Annotated in this window: 17 protein-coding genes and 1 tRNA gene; 4 read left to right on the plus strand and 14 right to left on the minus strand. The window is 55.0% G+C overall.

What is annotated here, in order from left to right; genetic code table 11:
- Positions 1–53 precede the first annotated feature (53 nt).
- From V6E55_RS13830 to V6E55_RS13855, 6 genes are all read right to left on the minus strand, one after another.
- A tRNA-Asn gene (locus tag V6E55_RS13830) sits at positions 54–129 on the minus strand.
- A 164-nt stretch (positions 130–293) separates the two neighbouring features.
- Entirely contained in the window at positions 294–2483 is a 2190-nt protein-coding gene (locus V6E55_RS13835; protein ID WP_316943091.1) for a TonB-dependent siderophore receptor, read from the minus strand.
- A 26-nt stretch (positions 2484–2509) separates the two neighbouring features.
- Positions 2510–3835: a lysine N(6)-hydroxylase/L-ornithine N(5)-oxygenase family protein gene (locus V6E55_RS13840; protein ID WP_316943092.1), complete on the minus strand. Its 1326-nt coding sequence runs from the start codon at positions 3833–3835 to the stop codon at positions 2510–2512.
- Positions 3832–5574: an aerobactin synthase IucC gene (iucC, locus tag V6E55_RS13845; RefSeq protein ID WP_316943093.1), complete on the minus strand. Its 1743-nt coding sequence runs from the start codon at positions 5572–5574 to the stop codon at positions 3832–3834. The genes V6E55_RS13840 and iucC overlap by 4 nt, the downstream gene beginning before the upstream one ends.
- On the minus strand, positions 5571–6518 hold the full coding sequence (locus V6E55_RS13850; RefSeq protein WP_316943095.1) for a GNAT family N-acetyltransferase: 948 nt from the start codon (positions 6516–6518) through the stop codon (positions 5571–5573). Before V6E55_RS13850 ends, iucC begins: the two co-directional genes overlap by 4 nt.
- Positions 6518–8260, minus strand: coding sequence for an IucA/IucC family protein (locus V6E55_RS13855; RefSeq protein ID WP_316943096.1), 1743 nt, complete (start codon positions 8258–8260; stop codon positions 6518–6520). The genes V6E55_RS13850 and V6E55_RS13855 overlap by 1 nt, the downstream gene beginning before the upstream one ends.
- 138 nt (positions 8261–8398) lie before the next feature.
- Here V6E55_RS13855 and V6E55_RS13860 point away from each other — a divergent pair, with 138 nt between their 5' ends.
- Complete coding sequence (locus tag V6E55_RS13860) at positions 8399–9610, plus strand: MFS transporter (protein ID WP_114979735.1); 1212 nt, start codon at positions 8399–8401, stop codon at positions 9608–9610.
- On the opposite strand, the gene mtfA is transcribed toward V6E55_RS13860, so the two are convergent.
- Together mtfA and V6E55_RS13870 are read right to left on the minus strand one after the other, a co-directional pair.
- Positions 9607–10404 (minus strand): DgsA anti-repressor MtfA, encoded by a 798-nt coding sequence (gene mtfA / locus V6E55_RS13865; protein ID WP_129995443.1) that lies wholly within the window; start codon positions 10402–10404, stop codon positions 9607–9609. The genes V6E55_RS13860 and mtfA overlap by 4 nt on opposite strands.
- Positions 10405–10621: 217 nt before the next feature.
- A complete protein-coding gene (locus tag V6E55_RS13870) occupies positions 10622–11113 on the minus strand; it encodes a hypothetical protein (RefSeq protein WP_316943098.1) in 492 nt (163 codons plus the stop codon).
- Positions 11114–11301: 188 nt separating this feature from the next.
- On the opposite strand from V6E55_RS13870, the gene V6E55_RS13875 reads away from it, so the two are divergent.
- Positions 11302–12201 (plus strand): LysR family transcriptional regulator, encoded by a 900-nt coding sequence (locus V6E55_RS13875; protein ID WP_316943100.1) that lies wholly within the window; start codon positions 11302–11304, stop codon positions 12199–12201.
- Here the strand turns inward: V6E55_RS13875 and V6E55_RS13880 are convergent.
- From V6E55_RS13880 to V6E55_RS13895, 4 genes are all read right to left on the minus strand, one after another.
- The gene (locus V6E55_RS13880; RefSeq protein ID WP_316943101.1) at positions 12176–12967 is read right to left on the minus strand and encodes a substrate-binding domain-containing protein; all 792 of its coding nucleotides are present in this window, start codon (positions 12965–12967) and stop codon (positions 12176–12178) included. The genes V6E55_RS13875 and V6E55_RS13880 overlap by 26 nt on opposite strands.
- A 1-nt stretch (position 12968) precedes the next feature.
- Positions 12969–14267, minus strand: coding sequence for an MFS transporter (locus V6E55_RS13885; protein WP_316943102.1), 1299 nt, complete (start codon positions 14265–14267; stop codon positions 12969–12971).
- 273 nt (positions 14268–14540) lie between these two features.
- Positions 14541–16190, minus strand: coding sequence for a class I fumarate hydratase FumA (gene fumA / locus V6E55_RS13890; RefSeq protein ID WP_114979730.1), 1650 nt, complete (start codon positions 16188–16190; stop codon positions 14541–14543).
- Positions 16191–16245: 55 nt separating this feature from the next.
- Complete coding sequence (locus V6E55_RS13895) at positions 16246–17754, minus strand: anion permease (protein WP_316943104.1); 1509 nt, start codon at positions 17752–17754, stop codon at positions 16246–16248.
- A 609-nt stretch (positions 17755–18363) separates the two neighbouring features.
- Here V6E55_RS13895 and V6E55_RS13900 point away from each other — a divergent pair.
- The gene (locus tag V6E55_RS13900) at positions 18364–21144 is read left to right on the plus strand and encodes a flavocytochrome c (protein ID WP_316943105.1); all 2781 of its coding nucleotides are present in this window, start codon (positions 18364–18366) and stop codon (positions 21142–21144) included.
- A gap of 94 nt (positions 21145–21238) precedes the next feature.
- Entirely contained in the window at positions 21239–22201 is a 963-nt protein-coding gene (locus tag V6E55_RS13905) for an FAD:protein FMN transferase (RefSeq protein WP_316943106.1), read from the plus strand.
- Here the strand turns inward: V6E55_RS13905 and dcuR are convergent.
- On the minus strand, positions 22182–22901 hold the full coding sequence (gene dcuR, locus V6E55_RS13910) for a two-component system response regulator DcuR (RefSeq protein WP_028019609.1): 720 nt from the start codon (positions 22899–22901) through the stop codon (positions 22182–22184). The genes V6E55_RS13905 and dcuR overlap by 20 nt on opposite strands.
- Positions 22898–24514 (minus strand): sensor histidine kinase, encoded by a 1617-nt coding sequence (locus V6E55_RS13915; protein ID WP_316943107.1) that lies wholly within the window; start codon positions 24512–24514, stop codon positions 22898–22900. The genes dcuR and V6E55_RS13915 overlap by 4 nt, the downstream gene beginning before the upstream one ends.
- Positions 24515–24570 lie beyond the last annotated feature (56 nt).

Here is a 24570-nt window from a genome sequence, read left to right on the forward strand (position 1 = left end):
AGAGGTAGAAAAGCAAAAAGCCTGCTTAGTTTCCTGAGCAGGCTTCTTAAATTTGGCTCCTCTGACTGGACTCGAACCAGTGACATACGGATTAACAGTCCGCCGTTCTACCGACTGAACTACAGAGGAATCGTTTGAACGAGGCGCATATTATCGACCTCAGTACGCCTTGTCAAAGGGGGAAAACAACCTTTTTGTTCGTTTGCCGACAATTTCAGCAAATCGCTGATTTTATAGTAAATTCGCTTCGAAATTACACAGCAAAATGCGCCGCCCGCTGGCGGCGCGCAGGATTAGAACAGTACGGAGTAGTTCAGACCAAACGTACGACCACGGCCTTTATAGGTATAGAGCCCCGGTGCACCGTAGGTTGGGCTATACAGCCCCGGTGCGCGCTGGCCCCAGGCGGTGGTGTAGTCTTTGTCCAGTACGTTTTCTACGCTGAAGCTGACTTTACCCACCGGCAGGGCGTAGCTGCCCAGGAAGTCGACCGTGTTGTAGCCATCGATCTTCTTACCGTCGGCATCTGAAACGTCAAAGGTCTGCGTGCTCTGTACACGCAAGGTCCAGTCGCCTGGTGCCCAGTTGACCCATGCGCTGGCTTTTGACGGGCTGGCGCTGTCAACTGTCAGCTTCTCCCATTTACCGTTTTCACGGGTTTCAGACTTAATGGCGTTGAAGTTCGCGCCCGTGCTCCAGTCGCTGTCGGTGAAGAAATAGTCCACCTGACCTTCCACCCCGTAGATACGACGTTTGTCGTCTTCCAGGTTGATGGTCATATCGGTTTTGTTGATGGTGATGGTTTTATCCGAGAGCGAGTAATACGCCGCAACCTGCGTGCGCAGGTTATCGCCGGTGTAGCGCCAGCCCAGTTCGTAAGCGTTGACCTTAATGCCATCCAGCGTCGAGTCGTTAACGTTCACGCTGTTCAACAGACGATAGTGCCCGTCGACGAGCTGATAGGTACCGGAACCGTAGTACTTCGCCAGGTCAGGAATTTCAAAGCCTTGCGAGAAGTTAAACCACAGTTGCTGCTGTTCGGTCAGGCGACCGAGGATCCCGGCGTTAAACAGGAAGTTATTGTAATCGGTCTTCCCGCCCGGTACCGCGTCTGCCGAAGTGGCTTTTCCGGTGGCGATAGCCTGCTGCTGCGCGTAGCCAACAAAGTCATCCACCTTGTTTTCGGTGTACTGGTAACGCACGCCGCCGCTCAGAGTGATGGCGTCAATGTCATAGCTCGCCTGCAGGAACGGGGCAAGGTTGGTAATGCTGTAACCCGGATAACGTCCCACGTTGTAAGCATTGTCCAGCTTCATGCCGCCGCTCGCCGCCGCTTTACTCAGGTCGAAGAACTGCTGGTTGGCATCGAAGGTTTCATGGTCGGCATCCACACCCCAGGTCAGGGTTAAATCATCCACTGGCTTGCTGTTCAGCGTCAGCTTACCGCCGTAAAAATCGGTTTTCTGCTGAGATGCGCCGATACTGGTCACCACACCTTTGCTCAGGGTCGGGAATGGGTAGTAGGTCAGACTCTCGTCACGATAGTAAATCTGCGCAACCAGATCCTGTCCCCAGAAGTCGGTATTGGAGTACTGCAGGTTGATCAGATGACGTTCGGTACCAGGAATACGGTCAGAATCCAGATTGTTTTTGTTGTACGCGGTGGCATCTCCCGTTACCGCCGAGAAGTTCTTCCCGAGATACAGCCCATGCTTACCGTCGGACTCACTCTTGTAATACTGCGTAGTCAGCTGCAATTGCTGGTGGTCGTCAATATTGATGGTGCCTGTGCCCATCACATCAATACGGTCTGAATACTGTAAACCGGTCTGGGTGTTATCAATAATCACCTCGTCGCCGTTGCCGTCATACCAGCCGCCGTAACGCTGATAAGAAACGGACAGACGACCGGACGCTTTATCATTACCGCCACTGACGGCTGCCGACACGTTCTCATCGTGGTCGTTATGGCTGTTAAAGCCACTTTTTGTTCCAGTCTGGAACTCAACTTCGGTATCTGGCTGGCCTTTTTTGGTGACGATGTTCACCAGACCGCCGGTACTGCCACCGCCATAGAGCGATGTGGCACCGGAGATCACTTCAATACGGTCGATGTTGAACGGATCGATGGAGTCCAGTTGTCGGCTGTCACTACGGGATGAGTTCAGGCGCACACCGTCGACCATGACCATCATCGAACGGCCACGCAGGTTCATGCCGTAGTTGGTGCGACCCTGGCTGCTGACGTCCATACCCGGAATCAGCTGCGCCAGCACGTCTTTAATCTCTTTTCCGCCCTGAACCTGCTGCTCAATTTCGGCCCGTTCGATAACCCAGGTGGTCTGCGCCATCTCCGCCACGCTGCGATGCGCGCGGCTGGCGGAGACAACGATATTTTCTTCCTTTTGTTCTTCCGCCCACGCAGAGGTAGAAAGCATTGCAAGCAAACAAGGATTTAAAACCCAAAGATGAGAACGTTTCATTGTTATGTTGATCCTGATTGTGTGTGTCAGTACTCGGTGGTATTCGCTAAAGATTTAAAAACCTGGCTGTTTTCCGGGCTGGTAGTGGTACGCCAGTGGATCACGCCAGGGGAGGTAGCCAACTCAAACGGCTCGTCAGCATGCGCGCGATTCAAAATTCGTGCGGCACGCCAGGCCATCAGGCTGAGCTGGGGTTCAGCAATACCGAGACGGTGCATCCCGGCATTCACGGCAAACAGGCGGTTGCTCTGTGGGCCGTCCCATTCGAGGGTGAAATCGTTGTTAATGCAGAAGGCTTCGTCCGTATCCAGATGGAGGCGGTGAGACAGCGGGGCGAGGAACGCTGGCTGCACGCTGCGGTAACCGGTGGCGAAGATCACCACATCGGTCTCCAGCTGTTCGCGGCCACCGTCGAGATGATGCTGTATTGCCAGGCGCTGTCCGTTTTGCAGCCTCGTAAGCGCAGTCACCGAGCGGGACGGCAAAAGATGCGCCCAGGGTTTTTCACGCAACACTTCGAAGCGGTGGTACATGGCGCGGTAAATCGCCAGCAGGGACTCGGTGGTGATACCGTCGGAGGTCATCTTCTGCTCGTGCAGCATCTGGCGACGCGCCTCTTCACCGAGCGTGGAGAAGCTGTCCACGTACTCCGGCGTGAAGTACTCGTTGGCAAAAGCAGCCTCATCCAGCGCGTTGTAGTTATTGCGTCGCGATACCCAGTTCAGGCTCAACGGTTGGCCCCACTCGCCACGGAAAATATTCAAAAACAGGTCGGCACCACTTTGACCGCCACCGACAACAGTGACGCGCTTGCCCGCGAGATCCGGCGTGCGCAGCATCATCTCGCTGGCGTGGAAGCAGGTATCGTCCTGAGTTGTGACGCAGTCAGGCAGATTGATCTGTTTGCCAATCCCCACGCAGACATGGCGTGCCAGGAAGCGGTCACGTTGAGTTACCACCTCAAACAGGCCGTTTTTCTCATCAAAACTCACCTGCTGTACCTGCTGGCTGAATGACAGGTTGGTGAGGTTTTCCGCCGCCCAGCACAGGTAATCGGCAAATTCTTCACGAGAAACGGTACGCTGCTCGGTGGTCAGAAAGCGGTAGAACTTTTTACGCTGTACCAGGTAGTTGAGAAAACTATGTCGGTTGGTAGGCTCGACGGCACTGACCAGATCCTTGAGGAAGCTGGTTTGCATATGGCAGTCCGGCACCATCATGCCAGGGTGCCAGGAAAAATGTGGCTTGCGCTCAAGAAACAGTGAACTAAAACCGTCCAGCCCTTCCGCCAGGGCGGCGATGCTGAGGTTAAACGGGCCAATACCAATGCCGATGAAATCATAGGTTTTCATTGTGCTGACTCCCGGGAGGCCAGAAAAAGAGGGTTATCAAGGTCGGTGACATAGTTTGGCAGCATGCGGCTGCCACCATCGTGTTCGGAGAAGGTCAGTTTGACCGGGTTGAGGATCACGCGAATGATTTGCGGTTTGAACAGGTCGAACTTCGCGAATCGCTCTGCAAGATCCGGGTGAGCCGCCATATACTGGCGCAGCACTCCGGCCAGGATCTGATAGAAACGCGTTTCGCTGACGCCACTTTGCTGGGTGAGACGCGAGATAAAACGCAGCACTGTGACAAAATTGCCGGTTTGCAGATCATGGATGATGTAATCCGCACTCAGGCGTGCCGTCACGGCTTTCACCTGCTCCGGCAGACTTTCCGCCTGCGGGAAGTCTTCATCCACCAGACGCATGTCGCCCTGGAAATCTTTCAGCAGGATGCGCTGCGGAATAGAGTCTTTCATCACCAGCGTCACGTTCTGGCCGTGGGCGATAAGCGCCACGCCGTAGCGGCAGAGCAGGTGGTAGAAAGGGATCACCGTCACTTCAAACAGTTTTTCCAGCCATGCTTCAGCCGTTAAACTGGAATGGTTGATCCACGCGTCGATCAACGGACGCCCGGCGTTATCGGTTTCCATCAGCGCCGCCATCAGCACCGCCTGTTCACCGTCCTGCAGATAACATGACGGGTTTTCGCGCCAGATCACCCCCAGCATCTCCTGGTAACGATAGGGTGCTTTCGGTAACGCGGCGTAACCAGTATGCGACAGATACCCGGCAGCGGGTTCGCCAAGCACCTGCGCGCCTGCGCGGATAAGCGTGGCATCGGTGGCGAACTGCTGCTGCAGCCAGCGCGAAGCCAGCGGCCCGGCGGCAATGTACTTGCCCGGAATGCCGCGATAGCAGGAGGTGTTGTAGATAGTCAGTGGCAGCTTGATGTCATACGGCGTGCGACGGCTGGCATTGGTCAGCGTGCGCAGGGATTGTTGGGCCAGATACTCATCGCCAAATTCCCCCAGTTCCACCATCTCACCACGCGCGAGCTGCGCCAGGAAATGAATGGCAATTTTTTGTTGCCACTGCCATGGGTGCAGCGGCACGGGTAGCCAGTTGTCGTCCAGACCCAGCATCTGCCAGCGGGTGTCAAACCGCGTGCGCTCGGCATTGTCCATGGTGCTGGCCAGCAGGGTGTTGATATCGCAATCGACATCGCTGCTCCAGACCAGATGCTCACGTTGAACGGCAACCCAGTGCAGGCGAAAACGCCCGCAGTATTCCGGGGCGTACTGGCGCAGCGCATCCAGGCCCCAGCCACGGCGTCCTTTGTTAAAAATAAACTTAGGATGGCCGCTCATCAGACACTGGAGTTCGTCAGGATCGAGATGAATAAGTGCGTCGGCATCCAGCGTTTCACGCGCCTGTAAAAGCTGAATATCGCCTCTCAGCGTGGCGTAGAGATCTTCCAGATGCTCCGCCGTTTGCGCGTCGCTCATCTCCAGCACTGTCGCCAGTTGCAGCAGCGCGCTTTCCGCTTCGACGGCTTCGCCGCTGGCGGTGGTCAGGCTGTCCGGGTCGATATGCAGCCAGCCCCAGATCCCGCGCGTGGCGCGAAACTGCCAGGACTCGTTGCCCATGGTGATGCGCCAGCCGTCCGACGAAACCCACTCAGCGCGCAGTGTGCGTTCGTATTCCAGCTCGGCAAGGATCTTCGCCACCATCTCGCGGTTCACTTTCTGCCAGAGCGCGTTCACAGTTCCACCTCGCTGAAGAAGTGGTGACGCTGGCTCATGATGAGGCGCGAGCGCTTGTGCGGGAAATCGAACTCTTTCACGGTATCAAAACCGGCAGACGCCAGATGGCGGAACAGGCGCTGGTTGTCGAAGCGCGGCTCCGCGACAATGCGCGTGGTACGCGGTTCATCAAGATACAGATAGTGGCTAAGACCGCGCAGCCAGCTACGGATGTATTGCGCGCCACGCCAGTTCTTTTCTCCGACCAGCATATGCAGCCCACGGTCAAATGGCTGCCAGCGGTAGTGACGGCCAATACGGTCTTCTGGTGCCCAGTAGAGTTCAAAATAGCCGAACGGCTGGTCGTCGAAACAACCGATAACCGGGTAGCAATATGTCGAGTCGAGCTGACGACGCAGGTAGTTTTCCTGCTCGGACTGCGGGCCGGCCATCTCCCAGAAAGCGTTGACGCGCGGGTTATTCATCCAGCGGGTAAAGCGCTCGCCGTCCAGCGCCACATCGGCCACGCGGAAGCTAAGGGTGCGCTTGATTTGTGGGTCATAACGGCGGTATACCTCGCCCTGCGGGCGATGAGGGCGCAGCGGGAAGTACAGCTGACGGCTCTCATCAAACTGCATACCACCGCTGGCCAGGGGGCGTTCACCTTTCAGCCACAGTGGCAACTGCCAGAAGGTTTCGCGTGACAGATAGTCCCCGTGGGCCAGGCTAAAAAGCGCCTGCGCCTGGGGTTCATCCTGCCAGGTCGCCCAGGGCAGGGTAATGCCAGTCAGCGCGGGCGCGGCAACAAACAGCTGATCGAGTGCTTCAACCAGCCAGCCGTCCGGGATATCGCGCAAGCGCTCCAGCACCGCGCTGCCGTCGAGACCCAGCGTCAGCGGCAGGGACATGTCCGTTATGGTGCAACGAAAGCCGTAACCGGAATGAACGATGTTCGCGTTAGCCATCACACCTTCTCCTTGTAAAACGGGTTGCTAAAATCGAAATAGATCACTGCCGGGTCGGCAATCGTGTTTTCGTTGCGATCGTGCAGATAGCAGAAAAAGTTGCCTTTGCAGTTCCAGGTTGGGCTGTCGAGCACGTAGTCGAGACAGCGGGTCTGCTTCGCCGTCGTGCGCAGGCCGGCCAGTGCATCACGCACGCGAGACATCAGGTTTTCTTCACTGTCGAAACCAGCGGCGGCGAGGGCTGCGGTGACGGCAAGGGTAGAGTTCAGCAGCAGGTAGTAAGGGAAGTAGCGCAGTAACTGGCTCTCACCGAAGCGGTTTTCCACGTCAGTTTCGCCTGCCTCTTTCAGCCACGCGTCGGCTCCTTCGGTCCAGGCGCTGCCCTGGCAGTCGCGGTAAATAAGCCCGACCGGGAAGTCCTGCTGCATCTCCACAAGAATGTTTTGCTGATGCGCCAGCAGGACCAGACCGTAATCGGCTTCGGCGCTGAACAGCGGAAGGAGAACGCGGTCGCAATAGGCGTCCAGCCAGCAGCGTGCGGCCCGGGCGAGCGGTAAATCCAGACGCTCACTCAGACGGCGTACAGCCGCAGCCAGCAGGCTATCACCGCCGTCCGGGGCGGCCTGTGTCAGGCTCACCAGCACATTGGTTTGCGTATCCGGAGTATCAAACAGCAGATTGACGCGCAGGGCCATCAGGCTCTCTTCCTGAATCACGCCGCTTTCGTCGCGTAGCCCCGCCCAGCCATCTTCCTGCATCACGCGCATGGTCGGGTAACGCACCTGTAGATCTTGCCAGCGTTCGGTTTTAGCCAGACGAGCCAGACGCATCCCGCGCTTAACTTCTTTCACCGACAGCGTGCGCACGGAGTTGGTCAGGCGCACGCTGAGGGAAAACTTAATCATGTCGCTATTGGTTTCGCTGTACAGCGAGCGTGAAGAGCTGGTTGGCAGCCACTGTGCGCCCACTTCACCCAGGTCCTGCAGCGAACCGTTGGTCACCAGTCGCTGGCACCATTCCTGACCGAGCAGGTACTCCGCCTGCCACGGATGCATCGGCAGCAGCCAGCGGGTGTCGGTGAAGTGACCGAGAAGTTCAGGGGCGCTCTGGGCTGCGAAGCGCAGTAAACGTTCGCGCAGGGAAACATTCAGGCTGTCACCAGCAATAAGTGTGCTCTCAACGACGAACCAGCGCAGCGGGAAGCGGGAGGCGAAATCGGGCAAATAGCGGCGCGCCTCGGTTTCGTTAAACGGCTCGTGCGACTTTGGCGCAGGGTGGAATGCATGACCGACCAGCAGCGCCTGTTCTGCTTCGGCAAAGGTTAACGGTTTATCGCGCAGGGTTGCCCAGTTGTGGCGCAAATCAATCGCCTGCCAGGTGTGCGCATGGCTTTCAAAGGCACGTTGTTTAAAACGCGCCAGCGTATCGGCATCCAGCGAACCTTTTACTGACGGTTTTTCAAGAATTAAATCAACCAGTTGATGAAATGTGACGGCGTCACTACTGTCATTGTCACTCTGGATAAGCGTTGCCGGGAAACAGTACTGATGATGCTGGGTCGGGGAGAAATACCGTACCGGAACCCGAAGCGCCTGGGCCGGAGAAAGCGGAATATGAATGTGCGATAACTCATCCGCAGCGGTTGCGGAGTGATAGTGCCAGTCCTTCGTTTCACGCAACAGGGCGTTTAAAAAACACTGGGCCGCAACGTCTGTACCGGCGGAGCGGGGCAGAGTACGCATAGATGAACCTCATTCCATGACTGATAATAATTCTCGTTATGATATTCATTCTGTTTACAGTCGCAACTATTTTTGCAATATTTGTTTTCATAAATTTCATGATTTCCACACACTTATTGACACTATATTCACATTCTCATGCGCGCTTACTCTGAAACCTTGACGGAAAACGTCACCCCAAAAGCCAACTGGCCCCTGGCGTTATGTGCAGGTTTATTAGGGATTGGGCAAAACGGTTTGCTGGTCATGCTTCCGCAACTGGTCACCCAGACCGGGCTTTCGCTTTCGGTTTGGGCCGGGCTGTTGATGTTTGGTTCCATGCTCTTTTTACCCGCATCGCCCTGGTGGGGACGCCAGAGCGAGCGACATGGCTGTAAGGTCGTGATGCTGGCCTCGCTGAGTGGCTATCTGGTCAGTTTCGGAGTGATGGCGCTGGTGGTCTGGGCGATGGCGGCCGGAATGTTGGATTATTTCTGGGGCCTGACCGGGTTGGTTCTCTCGCGCACGCTCTATGGTCTGACGGTCTCAGGTCTGGTGCCTGCGGCCCAGACATGGGCTATCCAGCGCGCGGGGCTGGAGAAAAGAATGGCCGCGCTGGCGACGATAAGTTCCGGTCTGAGTTGCGGTCGTTTGCTCGGGCCACCGCTGGCGGCGCTGATGCTCAGCGTCAATCCGGTCGCACCGCTCTGGCTTATGGCGATTGCACCTTTCATCGCTTTTCTGCTGGTGCTTCGCGAAGTGGCGGACCCACCGTTACCGCCAGTGGCGCATCAGTCGACCCGTTTGCGGGCTTCAATGCTGCCGTTCCTGCTGCTGGCACTGCTGCTGGCAGCCCTGGTGAGCCTGATGCAACTTGGCCTGTCACCGCATCTTAGTCCGTTGCTGGAGGGTAACGCCCGGGACATTAGCCATCATGTTGCTCTTCTGTTAAGCCTTGCTGCTCTGGCAACACTTGCCGCGCAGTTTCTGGTGGTCCGCCCGCAATATTTCAGCCCGGTAACATTGCTCTGCGTGGCAGCGGTATTGATGGTAGTGGGTCTTGGGTTGATGTCTTTCGCTGGTCTGGCGCTTTTCTATGTGGGGATTGTTATTACGTCACTCGGGGCCGCTATGGCAACACCTGGATATCAGCTACTGCTGAACGATCGGCTGACTACGGGGAAAGGGGCGGGGGTGATCGCCACCAGCCACACATTAGGCTACGGCGTTAGCGCGCTGCTGGTACCTGTCGTGACACGCTTTTACGGTGAGCAGTTTTTAACGATGGCTGCATGGGGCATGGCATTACTGTTTTTAGTGCTCAGCGTAGGGGTTCGGTCAACTGAGCGTCCCCTTGCTGAAAAAAATTAATGGACCTGGCGGGGTGAATGACCGCCAGAATCCTCATTCTGCCGTAAACGTTGTAGAGGATCTTGCTGGTAAAACTGGCAAAAACGCTGCCACAGCGCCGGGAAACGGGGGGCGAAGAGCTCTGGTGCGCTGAAGAAGTATTCAGAGAGTACCGCAAAGCACTCTGCGGGATCGGTCGCCGCGTAGGCATCAATGCTGGCTGCGCTTTCCCCCACCAGGTCGATTTCATCCTGGATGTTATCCATCGCGGCATGCAGGTCGTGCTCCCATCCCGCAACCTCACGAAGTGGGATCAGCGGTACACCACTGGCGCGATCGCCATTGCGGGTATCCAGCTTATGCGCCACCTCGTGAACGATCAGATTAAAGCCTGATGCATCGAACGAGTCCTGAATATCGAGCCAGTTCAGGATAATTGGCCCTTGCTGCCAGCTTTGACCGGACTGAACCACCCGCTGGTTGTGCACCAGACCGATATCGTCCTGCCACTCATCGTCAACGACAAACGGCGCGGGATAGATAAGCACTTCGTGGAAACCGTCCAGCCACTCGATACCCAGTTCGAGCACCGGCAGGCAGAACAGCAGGGCGATACGTGCACTTTTATGGGCATCCAGCTCAAACCCCTGCAGCGGGACCAGCCTTTTTTGCTGCAAAAAGCGATCCGCCAGTTGAATCAGCTTTGACTGTTCATCCGGCTGGAGATTGGCCAGCACGGGGATCGCCAGCGCGTCATCCCACGGCAGCGCCACATGTTGACCAGCGTCATTTGATTTCCAGGGCCACTTAATCATCGCTTTGCTCGCAAACTCGTCACGTGAACAAAATTGAAAGGTCAGGTTAGGTTAACATGCCAAAGAACCCGGCATGAAGGCAACTACAAAACGTAGAGATGTCGGAATGGCAGGAGAGACCAGCCTCTCCGCCATTATTCAATCACTTATCTCGTTTCCTTTCAGTGACAAAACTCGCATTGAGAAAATCAGGCGAGAAAAGTCGGTTGCCCGGCGATTATTTATTGTTGTCAAAAGTGAAAACACTCTGTTCTCCATTGACATAAGTCACCTGCAGCCAGGTGTTATGCGCATCATTTGCCGGCTGGAGATCGCTGATTTGAGACCGGCCGCCAAGCGATATCTTTTTTACATACGGTTCGGCAAGGTTTTTGTTTATTGCAATCCACGAACCGGCGCGACAGGCTTCAGCGGAGTTATCACACAGGAAAACATAGTAGGAACTCTCATACATCATGCTGTACTGGCTGAGTTTTTCGCCACCTTTGATGAAGACCTTTTTGCCACTGTTCCCACAATTTTCACAGAGCATACGATCATCCGGCGTTCCGGAAAGCGTCACTTTATAAGGAAGCGGCGTACGTTGCGGGGTGAAAAGATGACTGCTTTTGGGCGCTGGTGCGTGCTCAGACGTGCTACAGGCTGATAGCAGGAGGGTTAGCATAAGAACCGGGAAAACAGCCAGGCATGATGTTTTGTTCGGGGTCACTTGCTGCTCCTGTTATAAAAATAAATTCATTATCATTCCATCAATACGCTTATAGCGTAGAGCGTTAGCTGATATTTATCGACGTTTAATATTCCCAAACGGGTCGTTCAGCGGCACCTTTCCCTGCGTTGATCTCTGCTATTATGAATGTCCGAGTTTCCAGAAAGCGCTAAGGATTGCCAGAAAATATGCCCGTCAATTTAGACCTCAACGATCTTTATGCCTTCAGAGCTCTGGTGGAGTACGGTAACTTTCGTATCGCCGCGGAGTCTATCTGCATCTCTCAGTCCGCCTTAAGCCGCCGCATTGAAAAGCTGGAGACGGCCGTCGGCGCGAAACTGTTCGACAGAACTACCCGGCGCGTAACATTGACGCTCTTCGGGCAAACCTTTGCCGACCGCTGTGGGCAGCTTCTGGAAAACGTGGAGTCGATGCTGGCGGATATCGACAAGGTGAGCGAGGAGCGCACCGGGCTTATTACCGTTGCCACGGTACCTTCGGCGGCCTGCCATTTTATGCCGGAGGTGATCCGCCAGTTCCACAGTCGCTATCCACGCGTGCGCATTAAACTCATCGACGGCAGCGCGGGTAATGTCATTGACGCGGTGGCCAGCGGCCAGGCAGATTTTGGCATCTGTTTTGCGAGAAGCCTTCAGCCGGACATCACCTTTATTCCGCTGGTGGAGGATGTGTATGTCGCCGCGTGTCGTCGCGATCATCCACTGGCAGGTCGCAAGAGTCTGACCTGGCAGGTGTTTTATCAGCAGGATTACATCAGTCTGGATATTACGTCGGGGAACCGGAATCTGCTCGATCAGATGCTTGGCCATATTAAGCCGGAACGACCCGGCATTTGCGAGACGCGCCACGTCACCACGATGTTGGGAATGGTTGAGGCGGGGATAGGCATTGCTGCCGTCCCCGCCATGTCGATGCCACACTCTGAACATTCCTTTCTGACGCATATCCCGCTGATCGAGCCCGAAGTCAAACGTACTGTCGGGCTGATCCGCCGCAGCGGGCGTATTCAGTCATGGATTGCCGCTGAGCTCGAAATGCTCATTACTGCACGTTACCGCGCGGCGTAGTGACAGGGATCATCCCAGTGGCGGTGATGGTCTCCTGCGCGTTTGCTGAAGAGAGATAATCCAGCAGGGCTTTACCCTCGGAAGGATGTTCCGCGTGAGCGGTGACGGCGCCGGCAAAACGGGTGATGTATTGCAGGTTATCCGGCAGTTTGCCGACAAAAGTCACGCCGGGCACGGGTAACAGTTCGCTGACCTGCTGGAACCCGATGCTGTATTTCCCTTTCGCCACTTCAGAGGCGACCGGGATCCGCTCCACCTTGTGCGCTTTTCCCTCTACCTGCGCTTCAATCCCCAGCTTTTTGAACAACTCTGTTTGCACATACCGGCCGCTGGCGCTGTCGGAGTAGGCGATGGCGCTGGCCTTAAGCAAGGTCTGTTTTAGTGCGCTATCCGTGGTGATATCCGGCACCGGTGAGCCGGCTTTAACCACCACGCCGATGGGCGAATCCGCCAGCTCAACGCGCGAATCCTCTTTGACCATCCGGTCCTTCGTCAGATGCGTCAGCGCATCCCCGACCATAATCACCACGTCCGCTTTTTCACCGCGAGCCAATCGGTTGGGGATCGCCTGTGGTGTCTGTCCCATTGACGGCCCCGGGATCAGCACAATGTGGTTACCCGTCCGGGCTTCATATTGGGGGGCAAGTTTTTCCAGCGCGGCTTTGAAACCGCCTGAGATCATAACCGTTACTTCCTGGGCCAGCGCGCCTGCGCTGGTCGCCATCAAAATCAGTCCGGTTAGTCCTGAACGTACAAATGTGTGCATATCATCCTCTCTGAACTTGCAGGCTCATCGCGCTGCGACGATAAAGATAAAGTGTTGCCAGCAACGCACAGATCGCCGCGAAGCTCATCCAGTAGCCTGGGGAGGCTTTATCACCGGTGTACTCAATCAGGGCCGTTGAAATGACTGGCGTAAACCCGCCGAAGATCGCGGTGGCAAGGCTATACGCCAGTGAGAAACCGGCAACACGCACTTCAACCGGCATGATCTCCGTCAGGGCCGGGATCATCGCACCGTTATAGAGGCCATAGAGGAATGAAAGCCACAGCAGTACGCTCAGCATCATGGAGAAGCTGGGGGCGTTAGCCAGCAACGTCAGTGCCGGATAGCTGGTCGCCAGCGCCAGCAGCGTCATGGCAATCAACACCGGTTTACGACCGAAGCGGTCCGACAGGGCTCCGCCCACCGGCAGCCAGATAAAGTTGGAAATCGCCACCAGCAGCGTCACCAGCAGGCTGTCTGAGGCGCTGAGCATTAACACTTTTTTACCAAAGGTAGGCGCATAGACGGTGATCAGGTAGAACGCGGTGGTGGTCATGGCCACCATCAGCATGCCCGCGACCACAACCGGCCAGTTCGCCAGCAGAGTGGTAAAGACCTGACGCATCGCCAGCGTATGACGGCGCGTGCGGAACTCTTCAGTCTCTTCCAGCTTACGGCGCAGGAAGAAGATAAACGGCACAATCAGACAGCCGAACAGGAACGGGATCCGCCAGCCCCATTCACGAATGGCGCTCTCTTCCAGCATCGCGTTCAGTGCAAAACCCATTGCAGCGGCGACCATAATCGCCACCTGCTGACTACCGGATTGCCAGCTGGTAAAGAAACCCTTGCGGCCTGGCGTGGCAATTTCAGCCAGATAGACCGACACCCCGCCAAGCTCCGCCCCGGCGGAAAAGCCCTGCAGCAGGCGTCCAGCCAGCACCAGCAGCGGTGCCCACAGGCCGATACTCTCATAAGAGGGGATCAGCACAATCAGGAAGGTTCCGGCCGCCATAATCGACAGGGTAGTGATCAACCCTTTGCGACGACCGACCTTGTCGATGTAAGCCCCAAGGACAATCGCACCGATGGGACGCATTAAGAAGCCTGCTCCGAAGACGGCGAAGGTCATCATCAGGGAAGCAAATTCACTGCTCGCCGGGAAGAAAGTATGCGCGATGTAGGTGGCATAGAACCCGAACAGGAAGAAGTCGAATTGCTCAAGGAAATTGCCCGAGGTGACGCGAAGTATCGCGCCCGCTCTTGCACGAACGGTTGCAGGTGGGGGTGAGGAAATCATGGTCGTCTCCAGTTTATTATTGACGTGTTGTCCGTCTGTTTCTGAAAACTGGATCAGTGAGGGGAATTTTATAAGCGCAATAAACACATCATCTGATGCGTTTGCCGCATCAATTGGGAGTGATGCAGTGAGTGCCATTTAATTAACAATGACTTAACATTGCATTGATGATTTATTCACCTGGCGGTGTCAGGGCAGTCTGTTTTCTGTTTTGTGAACAGACGCAACCCTAAAAAAAGCCCGGCGGCGTGGAGCCTGCCGGGCTGATGATACTCAGCGCTGTGAACACCCTTTGCACTGTTTGTTCTGGATCTGCTGGAAGAAGTCGTTGCCTTTGTCATCCACCAGGATAAACGCCGGGAAGTTCTCCACTTCAATCTTCCAGATGGCTTCCATACCCAGTTCAGGATATGCCACGCATTCCAGACTCTTAATGCTGTTTTGTGCCAGTACCGCCGCCGGGCCACCGATGCTGCCCAGATAGAAGCCGCCGTGTTTATGGCAGGCATCCGTTACCTGCTGGCTGCGGTTGCCTTTTGCCAGCATGATCATGCTGGCGCCGTGGGATTGCAGTAAGTCCACATATGAGTCCATACGTCCCGCGGTGGTCGGGCCGAGTGAACCCGATGCGTAGCCTTCCGGCGTTTTAGCAGGGCCCGCATAGTAGATCGGATGATCTTTGACGTACTGCGGCAGTTCTTCGCCGTTGTCGAGCAACTCTTTCAGCTTCGCGTGGGCGATATCGCGCGCGACGATGATAGTGCCGTTCAGCGACAGACGGGTAGAGACCGGGTGCGCGGAGAGCTGCGCCAGGATCTCATTCATCGGCTTGTTGAGGTTGATGCTGACCACGTCGCCTTCGCCCTGCTGGCGCAGAGATTCAGGAATGTACTGGCCCGGGTTGTGTTCCAGTTTTTCAATCCAGATCCCGTCGCGGTTGATTTTTGCTTTGATATTACGGTCAGCAGAGCAGGAAACACCCATGCCGATTGGGCAGGACGCGCCGTGGCGTGGAAGGCGGATCACGCGGATATCGTGGGCGAAGTATTTACCGCCAAACTGTGCGCCGAGACCCAGGTTCTGCGCTTCCTGGAGCAGTTCCTGTTCGAGCTGAACATCACGGAACGCCTGGCCGTGTTCGTTACCTTCCGTTGGCAGCGCGTCGTAATAGCGGGTGGACGCCAGTTTCACGGTTTTCAGGGTGCTTTCAGCAGAGGTACCGCCAATCACAAACGCGATATGGTAAGGCGGGCAGGCCGCAGTACCCAGGGTACGCATCTTCTCAACCAGATAATTTTTCAGTTTCGCCGGGGTAATCAGCGCTTTGGTTTCCTGGTAGAGATAGGTTTTGTTGGCTGAACCGCCACCTTTTGCCATGCACAGGAATTTGTATTCGTCCCCGTCCACGCTGTAGAGGTCAATCTGCGCGGGCAGGTTGGTGCCGGTATTCACCTCTTTATACATGTCCAGCGGGGCATTCTGGGAATAGCGCAGGTTGTCTTCGATGTAGGTGTTATACACCCCCTGGCTCAGGGCTGCTTCGTCGCCGCCGCCGGTCCAGACGCGCTGGCCTTTTTTACCCATGATGATCGCCGTGCCGGTGTCCTGGCAGGTTGGCAACACCCCTTTGGCGGCAATTTCGGAGTTGCGCAGGAACTGCAGGGCAACGTATTTGTCGTTCTGGCTGGCTTCCGGATCGTTAAGAATGGCGGCAACCTGCTTCTGATGAGAAGGACGCAGCATAAATGCAGCATCGTGGAAAGCCTGCTGTGCCAGTAGTGTCAGCGCCTCTGGCTCGACTTTCAGGATCTCCTGACCTTCGAACTCGGCAACGGAGACGTGCTCTTTGGTCAGCAGATAGTATTCGGTGTCGTCATGCGCGAGAGGGAAGGGGTTCTGGTAGATAAACGGTTTGTTTGACATAGCGTATTGCTCCACAAAAATAAAACCGCCGGAGGATGAGCCCGGCGGTCAGGAATCAGAACATCATGGACATCCACGGATAACCAATCAGCAGCAGGGCCGCCAGGAAGATGGCACCGAAGATGGTGCCGAGGCGCCAGTAGTCTTTGGTTGGCAGGTAGCCACTACCGTAGTAAATCGGGCTTGGGCCGGTACCGTAAGGGGTGATGATCCCCATCACACCCAGCGAGGTCACCATCAGCAGAACAAATACTTCCATATTCATGCCCGGAATGGTGGAGGCGATGGTCAGCATCGCTGGCAGCAGCGCGGTGGTGTGCGCGGTGGTGCTGGCAAACAGGTAGTGCAGCAGGTAGAACGCCAGCAGCAGAACGATGGTCGCTACACCCGGTGAGATACCGCCCATTAACAGACCACCTTCTTTACCCAGCCAGCTGATAAAGCCAGTAGAGGAGAGGCCATCGGCCAGCGCAACCAGGGTGGCGAACCAGACGAAGGTGTTCCACGCGGCTTTGTTGCCGGTGATATCGTTCCACTCCAGCACGCCGGTCCACAGCATCAGACCTACGATCAGAAGGGCAGCCATGGCAGGTTCAATCCATGCGGCAGCGAAGATCCACATCAGCAGCGCACAGCACACGAATACCAGCAGCAGGATTTCGTTGCGGGACAGTTTGCCCAGTTTTTCCAGCTCACGGGTCGCCCACAGCGGTACTTCATTATTCACTTTCACTTCTGGCGGGTAGAACCAGTAGGCCAGCAGCGGCATGGTCAGGATCAACAGGATGCCCAGCGGCAGGAAGGCGAGGAACCAGGTACCCCAGGAGATATCAATCCCAACCGTACTTTTCACCAGCGCCAGCGCCAGCAGGTTCGGCGCAAGTGCGGAGAGGAACATTGAGCTGGTGATACAGGCCGCAGTGATCGCCACCCACATCAGGTACGAACCAATTTTACGCGCGCTTGGATCGTTTGGTTTTGAACCATACAGCGGCGGCAGGTTAGCAATAATCGGGTAGATGGTCCCGCCGCTACGCGCAGTGTTGGACGGTGTGAACGGTGCCAGCAGCAAATCTGCGAAGGTGATGGCGTAGCCGAGCGTCAGGCTGCGACGGCCAAGATACTTCACCAGAATCAGCGCCAGACGGCGTCCGAAGCGGGTTTTGTCGTAACCTGCGGCGAACATAAAGGCACCAAAAATCAGCCAGACGGTAGAGTTACCAAAACCGCTCACGGCCCATTTAAAGGAGGCGCCGGCCAGCTTGAATTTTGGGTCAGCCAGTTGTTCTGGGCTGAACAGCACCCACTGGCTACAGAGCGCAATGGCCACCACGCCTGTCAGGCCAATCACCGCACCCGGCAGTGGTTCGAAGATCAAACCAACGATCACACCGACAAAGATGGCGAAGTAGTGCCATGCATAAGGCGGCAACCCGTCTGGAACAGGAACAAACAGCAACAGCACGGCAACAACAATCGGCAACGCCATCATAAGCAGACGTTTTGCCTTTCCGTTGGATGCCTGGTTCGCCACAGGAGGCGTTACAGCAGTTTTTGTATTCATAGTTTCACGTCTTAAGTTGTCAAAAATTCGGTCGTACTGAAAAACAAAATGGCTTTCTTAAGTTTCTTTGCTTTTTTTAGTTATTAAAGGTGCGAATTTGTATTTTCAGTAATAGCTATTTGACGCATTTTTGATTGCGCTAAATTAAAAAATGATGATGTTTTTATATTGCGCTTTTGGATGCCATAACTATTGATCGCGATCAAAAAAACAGAATGGCAGCGTTATTTTTATTCTTTTATTAATAACCACTCAGGCGTATGTGGGTATTACGTGTTTTATGAATTAAATTTATCATTTTTGTAACAACAGAGAAGTCTTTAGTTTTTTAATGTGTTGATTTTTATATGTTTTATTGTCTTGTGATAAAGTGGGTTATTCATTTTTTTTTAACGAATTTTAAATTATTGTGAATTTATAAATTACATTCACTAACACCAATGTGTTATTTGTGTTATTGAGGGGATTAAATAGTTTTTTAACTAACGTAATAACTTTAGAAACTAAAAAAATCATTATATTAATATCATGACATCGGCAAAGAACGACGAAATAAAAAATCAATCCGATAACGAATTCTTAATTTTTAAAAGTTTGGAGTTTTCTATTATGAGCACTAACGAACGCATTCTGAGTCCCTTCACATTACCGAATGGCACCGAACTGAAAAACCGTTTGTTAATGGCCCCAATGACAACCTGTACCGGCTACTATGACGGTACGGTGACCAGCGAGCTGGTGGAGTACTATCGGGCCCGTTCCGGCAGCATTGGTACCATTATTGTTGAGTGTTGCTTTGTCGACGATCTCGGCCTTGCCTTCCCGGGTGCGATCGGTATTGATAATGACGAGAAAATCGCCGGGCTGGCGAAAATCGCTGAGGCAATTAAATCTAAGGGTTCTAAAGCCCTGCTGCAGATTTACCACGGCGGCCGTATGGTTGACCCGAAACTGATCGGTGGCCGTACGCCGGTTGGGCCAAGCGCTGTTGCCGCTCCACGGGACGGTGCCGCGACGCCGGTTGCGCTGACCACCGCCGAAGTCGAAGGCATGATCGGTAAGTTTGGCGAAGCCGTACGCCGCGCAATTCAGGCCGGTTTTGACGGTGTCGAAATCCACGGGGCCAATACCTATCTGATCCAGCAGTTCTACTCCCCGAACTCAAACCAGCGCACGGACGAATGGGGCGGCAGCCGTGATAACCGCGCGAAATTCCCGCTGGCGGTGCTGGAAATTACCCACAAAATGGTGCGCCAGTACGCGGATGACGCGTTTATTATTGGCTATCGCTTCTCCCCTGAAGAGCTGGAAGTACCGGGCATCCGTTTTGAAGACACCATGTACCTGCTGGAGAAACTGGCTGCTCGCGGTGTGGATTATCTGCACTTCTCTGTGGGTGCCACTCTGCGTCCTTCTATTGTTGACACCCAGGACCCGACTCCGCTTATCGAAAAATACTGCACCCTGCGCTCTGAGACGCTGGCGCAAATTCCCGTCATGGGCGTGGGCGGCGTGGTGAATGCCGCGGACGTCAATGAAGCGCTGGACCACGGTTACGACCTGATTGCCGTGGGGCGCGCCACTATCGCTTACCCGGACTGGACTGACCGCATCGCGGCTGGCGAAAGCCTTGAATTGTTTATGGATAGCACCAAACGTGAAGAGCTGAACATCCCTGAACCGCTGTGGCGCTTCTCGCTGGTGGAAGCGATGATCCGCGACATGAGCATGGGTGAATCCAAATTCAAACCTGGCACCTTTGTTGAGAAAGTGCAGGACGATGCTAACGAGCTGGTGATTAACGTCAGCCTGGAGACTGACCGCATTGCTGATATCGAACTCGCATCGGGCCCGAGCGAAGATGTTGAGTTTGTCACCAGCTTTGAAGAGATCCGTACCCGCATTCTGGATGCCAACACCCCGCACGTGGATGCCATCACTGGCGCAACCAGCCAGAGTGAGGCGGTGAAGAAAGCGGTCTCGAAAGCAATGCTGAAATCCAGCAAAGCGCTGGCAGCAGAAGAGGGCGCCGACCCGAATGAAACCCGCAGCGTGGACGTGGTGGTGGTCGGTAGCGGTGGTGCCGGTCTGGCCGCAGCCATCCAGGCCCACGACGAAGGCGCAAGCGTGCTGATTGTTGAGAAGATGCCAACCATCGGCGGTAATACTATCAAAGCGTCTGCCGGGATGAACGCCGCAGAGACGCGCTTCCAGCGGGTGAAAGGGATTCAGGACAGCAAAGAGCTATTCTATCAGGAAAGCCTGAAAGGCGGCGGTAACAAGAACAACCCAGAACTGCTGCGTCGCTTTGTTGAGAACGCGCCGCAAGCGATTGAGTGGCTGGCAACACGCGGCATTATGCTAAACGACATCACCACCACCGGTGGGATGAGTATCGACCGTACTCACCGTCCAAAAGACGGCTCTGCGGTGGGCGGTTACCTGATTAGCGGTCTGGTGCGTAACGTCAACAAACGCAACATCGACGTCATGCTGGACACCTCCGTCAGCGATATTATCTTCGAAAACGGTGAAGTAACCGGCGTGCGCCTGACCACCGAAGAGAATGAAACTATTACCGTCGCAACCAAAAGTGTCATTGTTGCCACCGGTGGTTTCAGTGCCAACAGCCAGATGGTGGTGAAATACCGTCCGGACCTGGAAGGTTTCGTTACCACCAACCACAAAGGGGCGACCGGTGGCGGTATCGCGCTGCTGGAACGTATTGGTGCAGGCACCGTTGATATGGGTGAAATCCAGATCCACCCAACCGTTGAGCAGAAAACATCGTATCTGATTTCCGAATCTATCCGCGGCGGCGGGGCGATTCTGGTGAACCAGCAGGGGAATCGCTTCTTCAATGAGATGTCGACCCGCGATAAAGTCTCCGCGTCAATCATCGCGCTGCCAGAGAAATACGCATACATCGTCTTTGATGAACATGTGCGTGCCAAAAACAAAGCCGCAGATGAGTATATCGCCAAAGGATTTGTGACCAGCGCCAGCTCACCAAAAGCCCTGGCTGAGGCCCTGGGGATGGATTACCACCAGTTCCTGGCAACCCTTGAGCGCTACAACGGTTTTGTTGAAAAACAGCACGACGATGATTTCGGCCGTACCACTGCGTTGCGTGCGCCAATCAACGAAGGGCCGTTCTACGCCATTCAGATTGCACCAGGCGTGCACCACACCATGGGCGGCGTGACCATCAACACCGAAACCTGCGTACTGGACAGCAACCACAACGTACTGCCTGGGGCGTTTGCTGCCGGTGAAGTGGTCGGTGGGATCCACGGCGGTAACCGTATCGGTGGTAACGCAGTGGCAGATATCATTATTTTTGGTACTCTGGCCGGACACCAGGCGGCTATGCGTTCGAAAATGAGGTAAGGCACCTGTTTCTCAGGCCGGATGAGCGCAGCGCCATCCGGCATATTCCCCGGCGGCGCGGTGCTTGCCGGGGTTACATTTGAGGATACATCCCATGCCCGATAGCCATCGCGTTTACAGCTACTCCGCCGTCCTGATGGGCTCACCCATCCTCCTGAAACTCTTCTCCCATGACGAAGCCCTCGCATCCCGTGTGTTTCGCCTGATCAAACAGTATGAAGATCTGCTCACCGTCAACCGCGCGCACTCGCAGGTCATGGATATCAACCATGCTGCAGGCCAGCATCCGGTCACCGTCAGCCGACCCGTATTTGAACTGATCCGCCGTGCAAAAGCGGCAAGCCTCCTCAAGGGCAGCGCCTTTAACCTGGCCATTGGCCCGCTGGTGAAGCGCTGGAAAATTGGTTTTCAGGGAGACAGCGTTCCGCCTGCCGATGAATTAGCGTCACTGCTGGCGATTACCCGTCCTGATGATGTCATCCTTGATGAGACTCGCAGCAGCGTTTTTCTGACCAGAACGGGTATGGAGATTGATCTGGGGGCCATCGCCAAAGGGTATATCGCCGACAGAGTGCGGGATTATCTGCACAAAGAGGGGGCTGATCTGGGGCTGATTAACCTCGGCGGCAATATCCAGACATTAGGCTCGCCGGAAGGGGGCTGGAGCGTGGGGCTCAAAAAACCGTTCGCCGGAGATGCGTTGATCGGCACGATGACGGTCGAGAATATGTCTGTCGTGACGTCCGGAACATACGAGCGTTACTTTGAACAGAATGGTAAGCGCTACCACCACATTCTTGATCCGCGCACCGGGTATCCCCTGGATAACGAACTGGATAGCGTGACCATCATTTCTAAAAACTCCATTGACGGAGATATCTGGACCACGTTGATGTACGGCATGGGGGTAGAGAAAGGATGTGCCACGCTGCGAGCGCGCCCGGATATTGAAGCTATCTTTGTGACCAAAACAAAAGAAGTGGTGCTCTCTTCAGCGCACCACTTCCGGTTTACGTTGCTGGATAACAGCTACCGCGTTACTGACAATACTGCTTGAGCAGGCCTGTTTGTTCCGGCTGGAGGCGGTAGCGATACACCGGACGCCCGGTGGCACCGTAGTGAATGCTGGTGAACAAAATATTGATTTGCGCCAGCCAGATCAGATATTTGCGGCATGACACGCGGGAGATATTGACCGCGCCTGCCAGGTCATCGGTGGAGAATTCTGTCTCCGGATGGGCATCAATCCACTGACAAATCGTGCGCAGCGTCTGCGGCGTTAACCCTTTCGGCAGCTTTTTACTGTCCGCCAGCTCTGGCGCTCCGCCGTGAATCAGTCTGTCGACGTCGGCCTGCTCATAGTACTGGTGCGATCCCATCAGACTGTGCTTCGCCTTCCAGCCGTTCAGTGCCTCTTCAAAGCGCGGGAACTGGAAGGGTTTAATCAGATAATCCATCACGCCGTAATGGATGGAGGTCTGGATCGTAGCGGCGTCAGCAGCGGAGGAGATCATAATGACATCAATAGGGCGGCCTGAAGCGCGAATAACAGGCAACAGATCAAGCCCGTTATCCTGCTGCATATAAACGTCCAGCAGTACCAGATCGACAGGCTGGTTGGGGTTGTTGATAAAGGCCTCGGCCTGGTTGAGCGTAGAGGCGACACCGCAGCAGCTAAAGCCTTCAACACGGTTGACGTACAGACGGTTGAGGTCGGCTACCATGGCATCATCATCGACAATTAATACATTTATCACGCGATATTCCTCTCGCTATCCCAGGGGATGTGAACAAAAAATTGGGTAAATACACCAGGCTCAGACTCGACGGAGATGTCTCCACCCAGGTTCTGGATCTGCTGGCGAGCAAGGAACAACCCAACACCGCGGTTTTCACCTTTGGTTGAGAATCCCTTTGTAAAAATAGCCTCCAGCTGAGTGGGATCAATACCGGGGCCGTCATCACTGACTTCGCAACTGAGCCAGCCATTTTGATAATGCAACAGCAGACTGATTTCGCCTTCCTGCTGTCCTTCCATCGCGTCGAGTGCGTTTTCAATAAGGTTACCCAGCGCGGTGATCAGCACCGCAACCTGTTCCTCACTGGCGGTGTCCGGTATCTGGCACTCATCGGCCAGCGTCAGGGTGATGCCCACTTCTTTCGCCCGGTTTATTTTACCCAGCAGGAACCCGGCAATCACCGGAGATTTTACCTTGCTCTGTATCTCGCCGATATCTGTCTGGTAATTATGCGCGGTCTGGATGATGTACTCTTCCAGCTTGTCGTAGCGTTTCATGTGCAGCAGGCCAAGGATCACGTGCAGTTTGTTCATAAACTCATGTGTATGCGTGCGCAGGGCGTCGACGTAACTGACCATGCCATCAATCCGCTGCATCAACTGGCTGATTTCCGTTTTATCGCGGAAGGTGGTGATCGCGCCGATCACACGATCCTGGCTTTTGACTGGCACCATGTTGCACAGCAACAGCCGCCCGTTGCAGCTTATCTCCTGATCCTGGCGGGCAATTCCCGTTTTCGAGACTTCCCGCAGGCTGGCCAGTAGCGGCGCGCTGGCGTTTTCAGTCTGCTTACCTGAAGGCAGGAGTAAAATCTCTCTGGCGGTTTGATTAATCATCGTCACCCGGCCATGAATATCGACGGCCAGCACCCCTTCACGGAGCGACTGCAGCATAGCCTGACGCTGTTCGAACAATGCGGAGATTTCGTAGGGTTCGAGCCCGAACAGGATGCGTTTCAGTACCCGAACCAGACCCCAAATCGCCATAGAACTCATAAATATACTGAATATGATGGTCCAGACGGCGTTCATCCGCCCACGGGCGATCTGATCTTCCACTTTTTTGAGAGAGATACCGACCACCACCACACCGATCTGATCGTGCTGGCTGTCGTAAACAGGGGTGAAAACGCGGAGCGCTTCGGCGAGCGCACCACGGTTAACGGAGACATTCTCTTTACCTTCCAGCGCAGGCTCGAGGTCATTACCAATAAAGTGCAGGCCGATCAGCGCTTCGTTCGGGTGCGAGTAACGAATCCCCCGCATGTCAGTCACCACCGTGAGCAGCAGATCGTTGCGTTGGGTGACGGCTTTGGCGATGGGTTGAATAATATCTGCCTGCGGGGGCTGCATCAGACCTCGCTGGATCTCCGGGCTGTCGGCCAGCGTGCGGGCGATACCCAGAGCGGTATCTTTAACATCATCGCGGGTCGCCCGGGTAATTTGTACTGAATAGAGTGCAAAGACTACCAGCAGCACAGAGGCAATAATCGCGCATACCATCAACGTGACCAGCGTATTCAGTTTCATGGGACGCTTGCGCGTCAGAAGGAAAGGCTGCAAATCGCTCATCAACACTCCGCGATGATTAAGAAAGGGGGTAATTATCGCCGATGACGCGCTTTTCT

It is taken from the genome of Enterobacter sp. 342 (assembly GCF_036663495.1).
Classification (GTDB): Bacteria; Pseudomonadota; Gammaproteobacteria; order Enterobacterales; family Enterobacteriaceae; genus Enterobacter.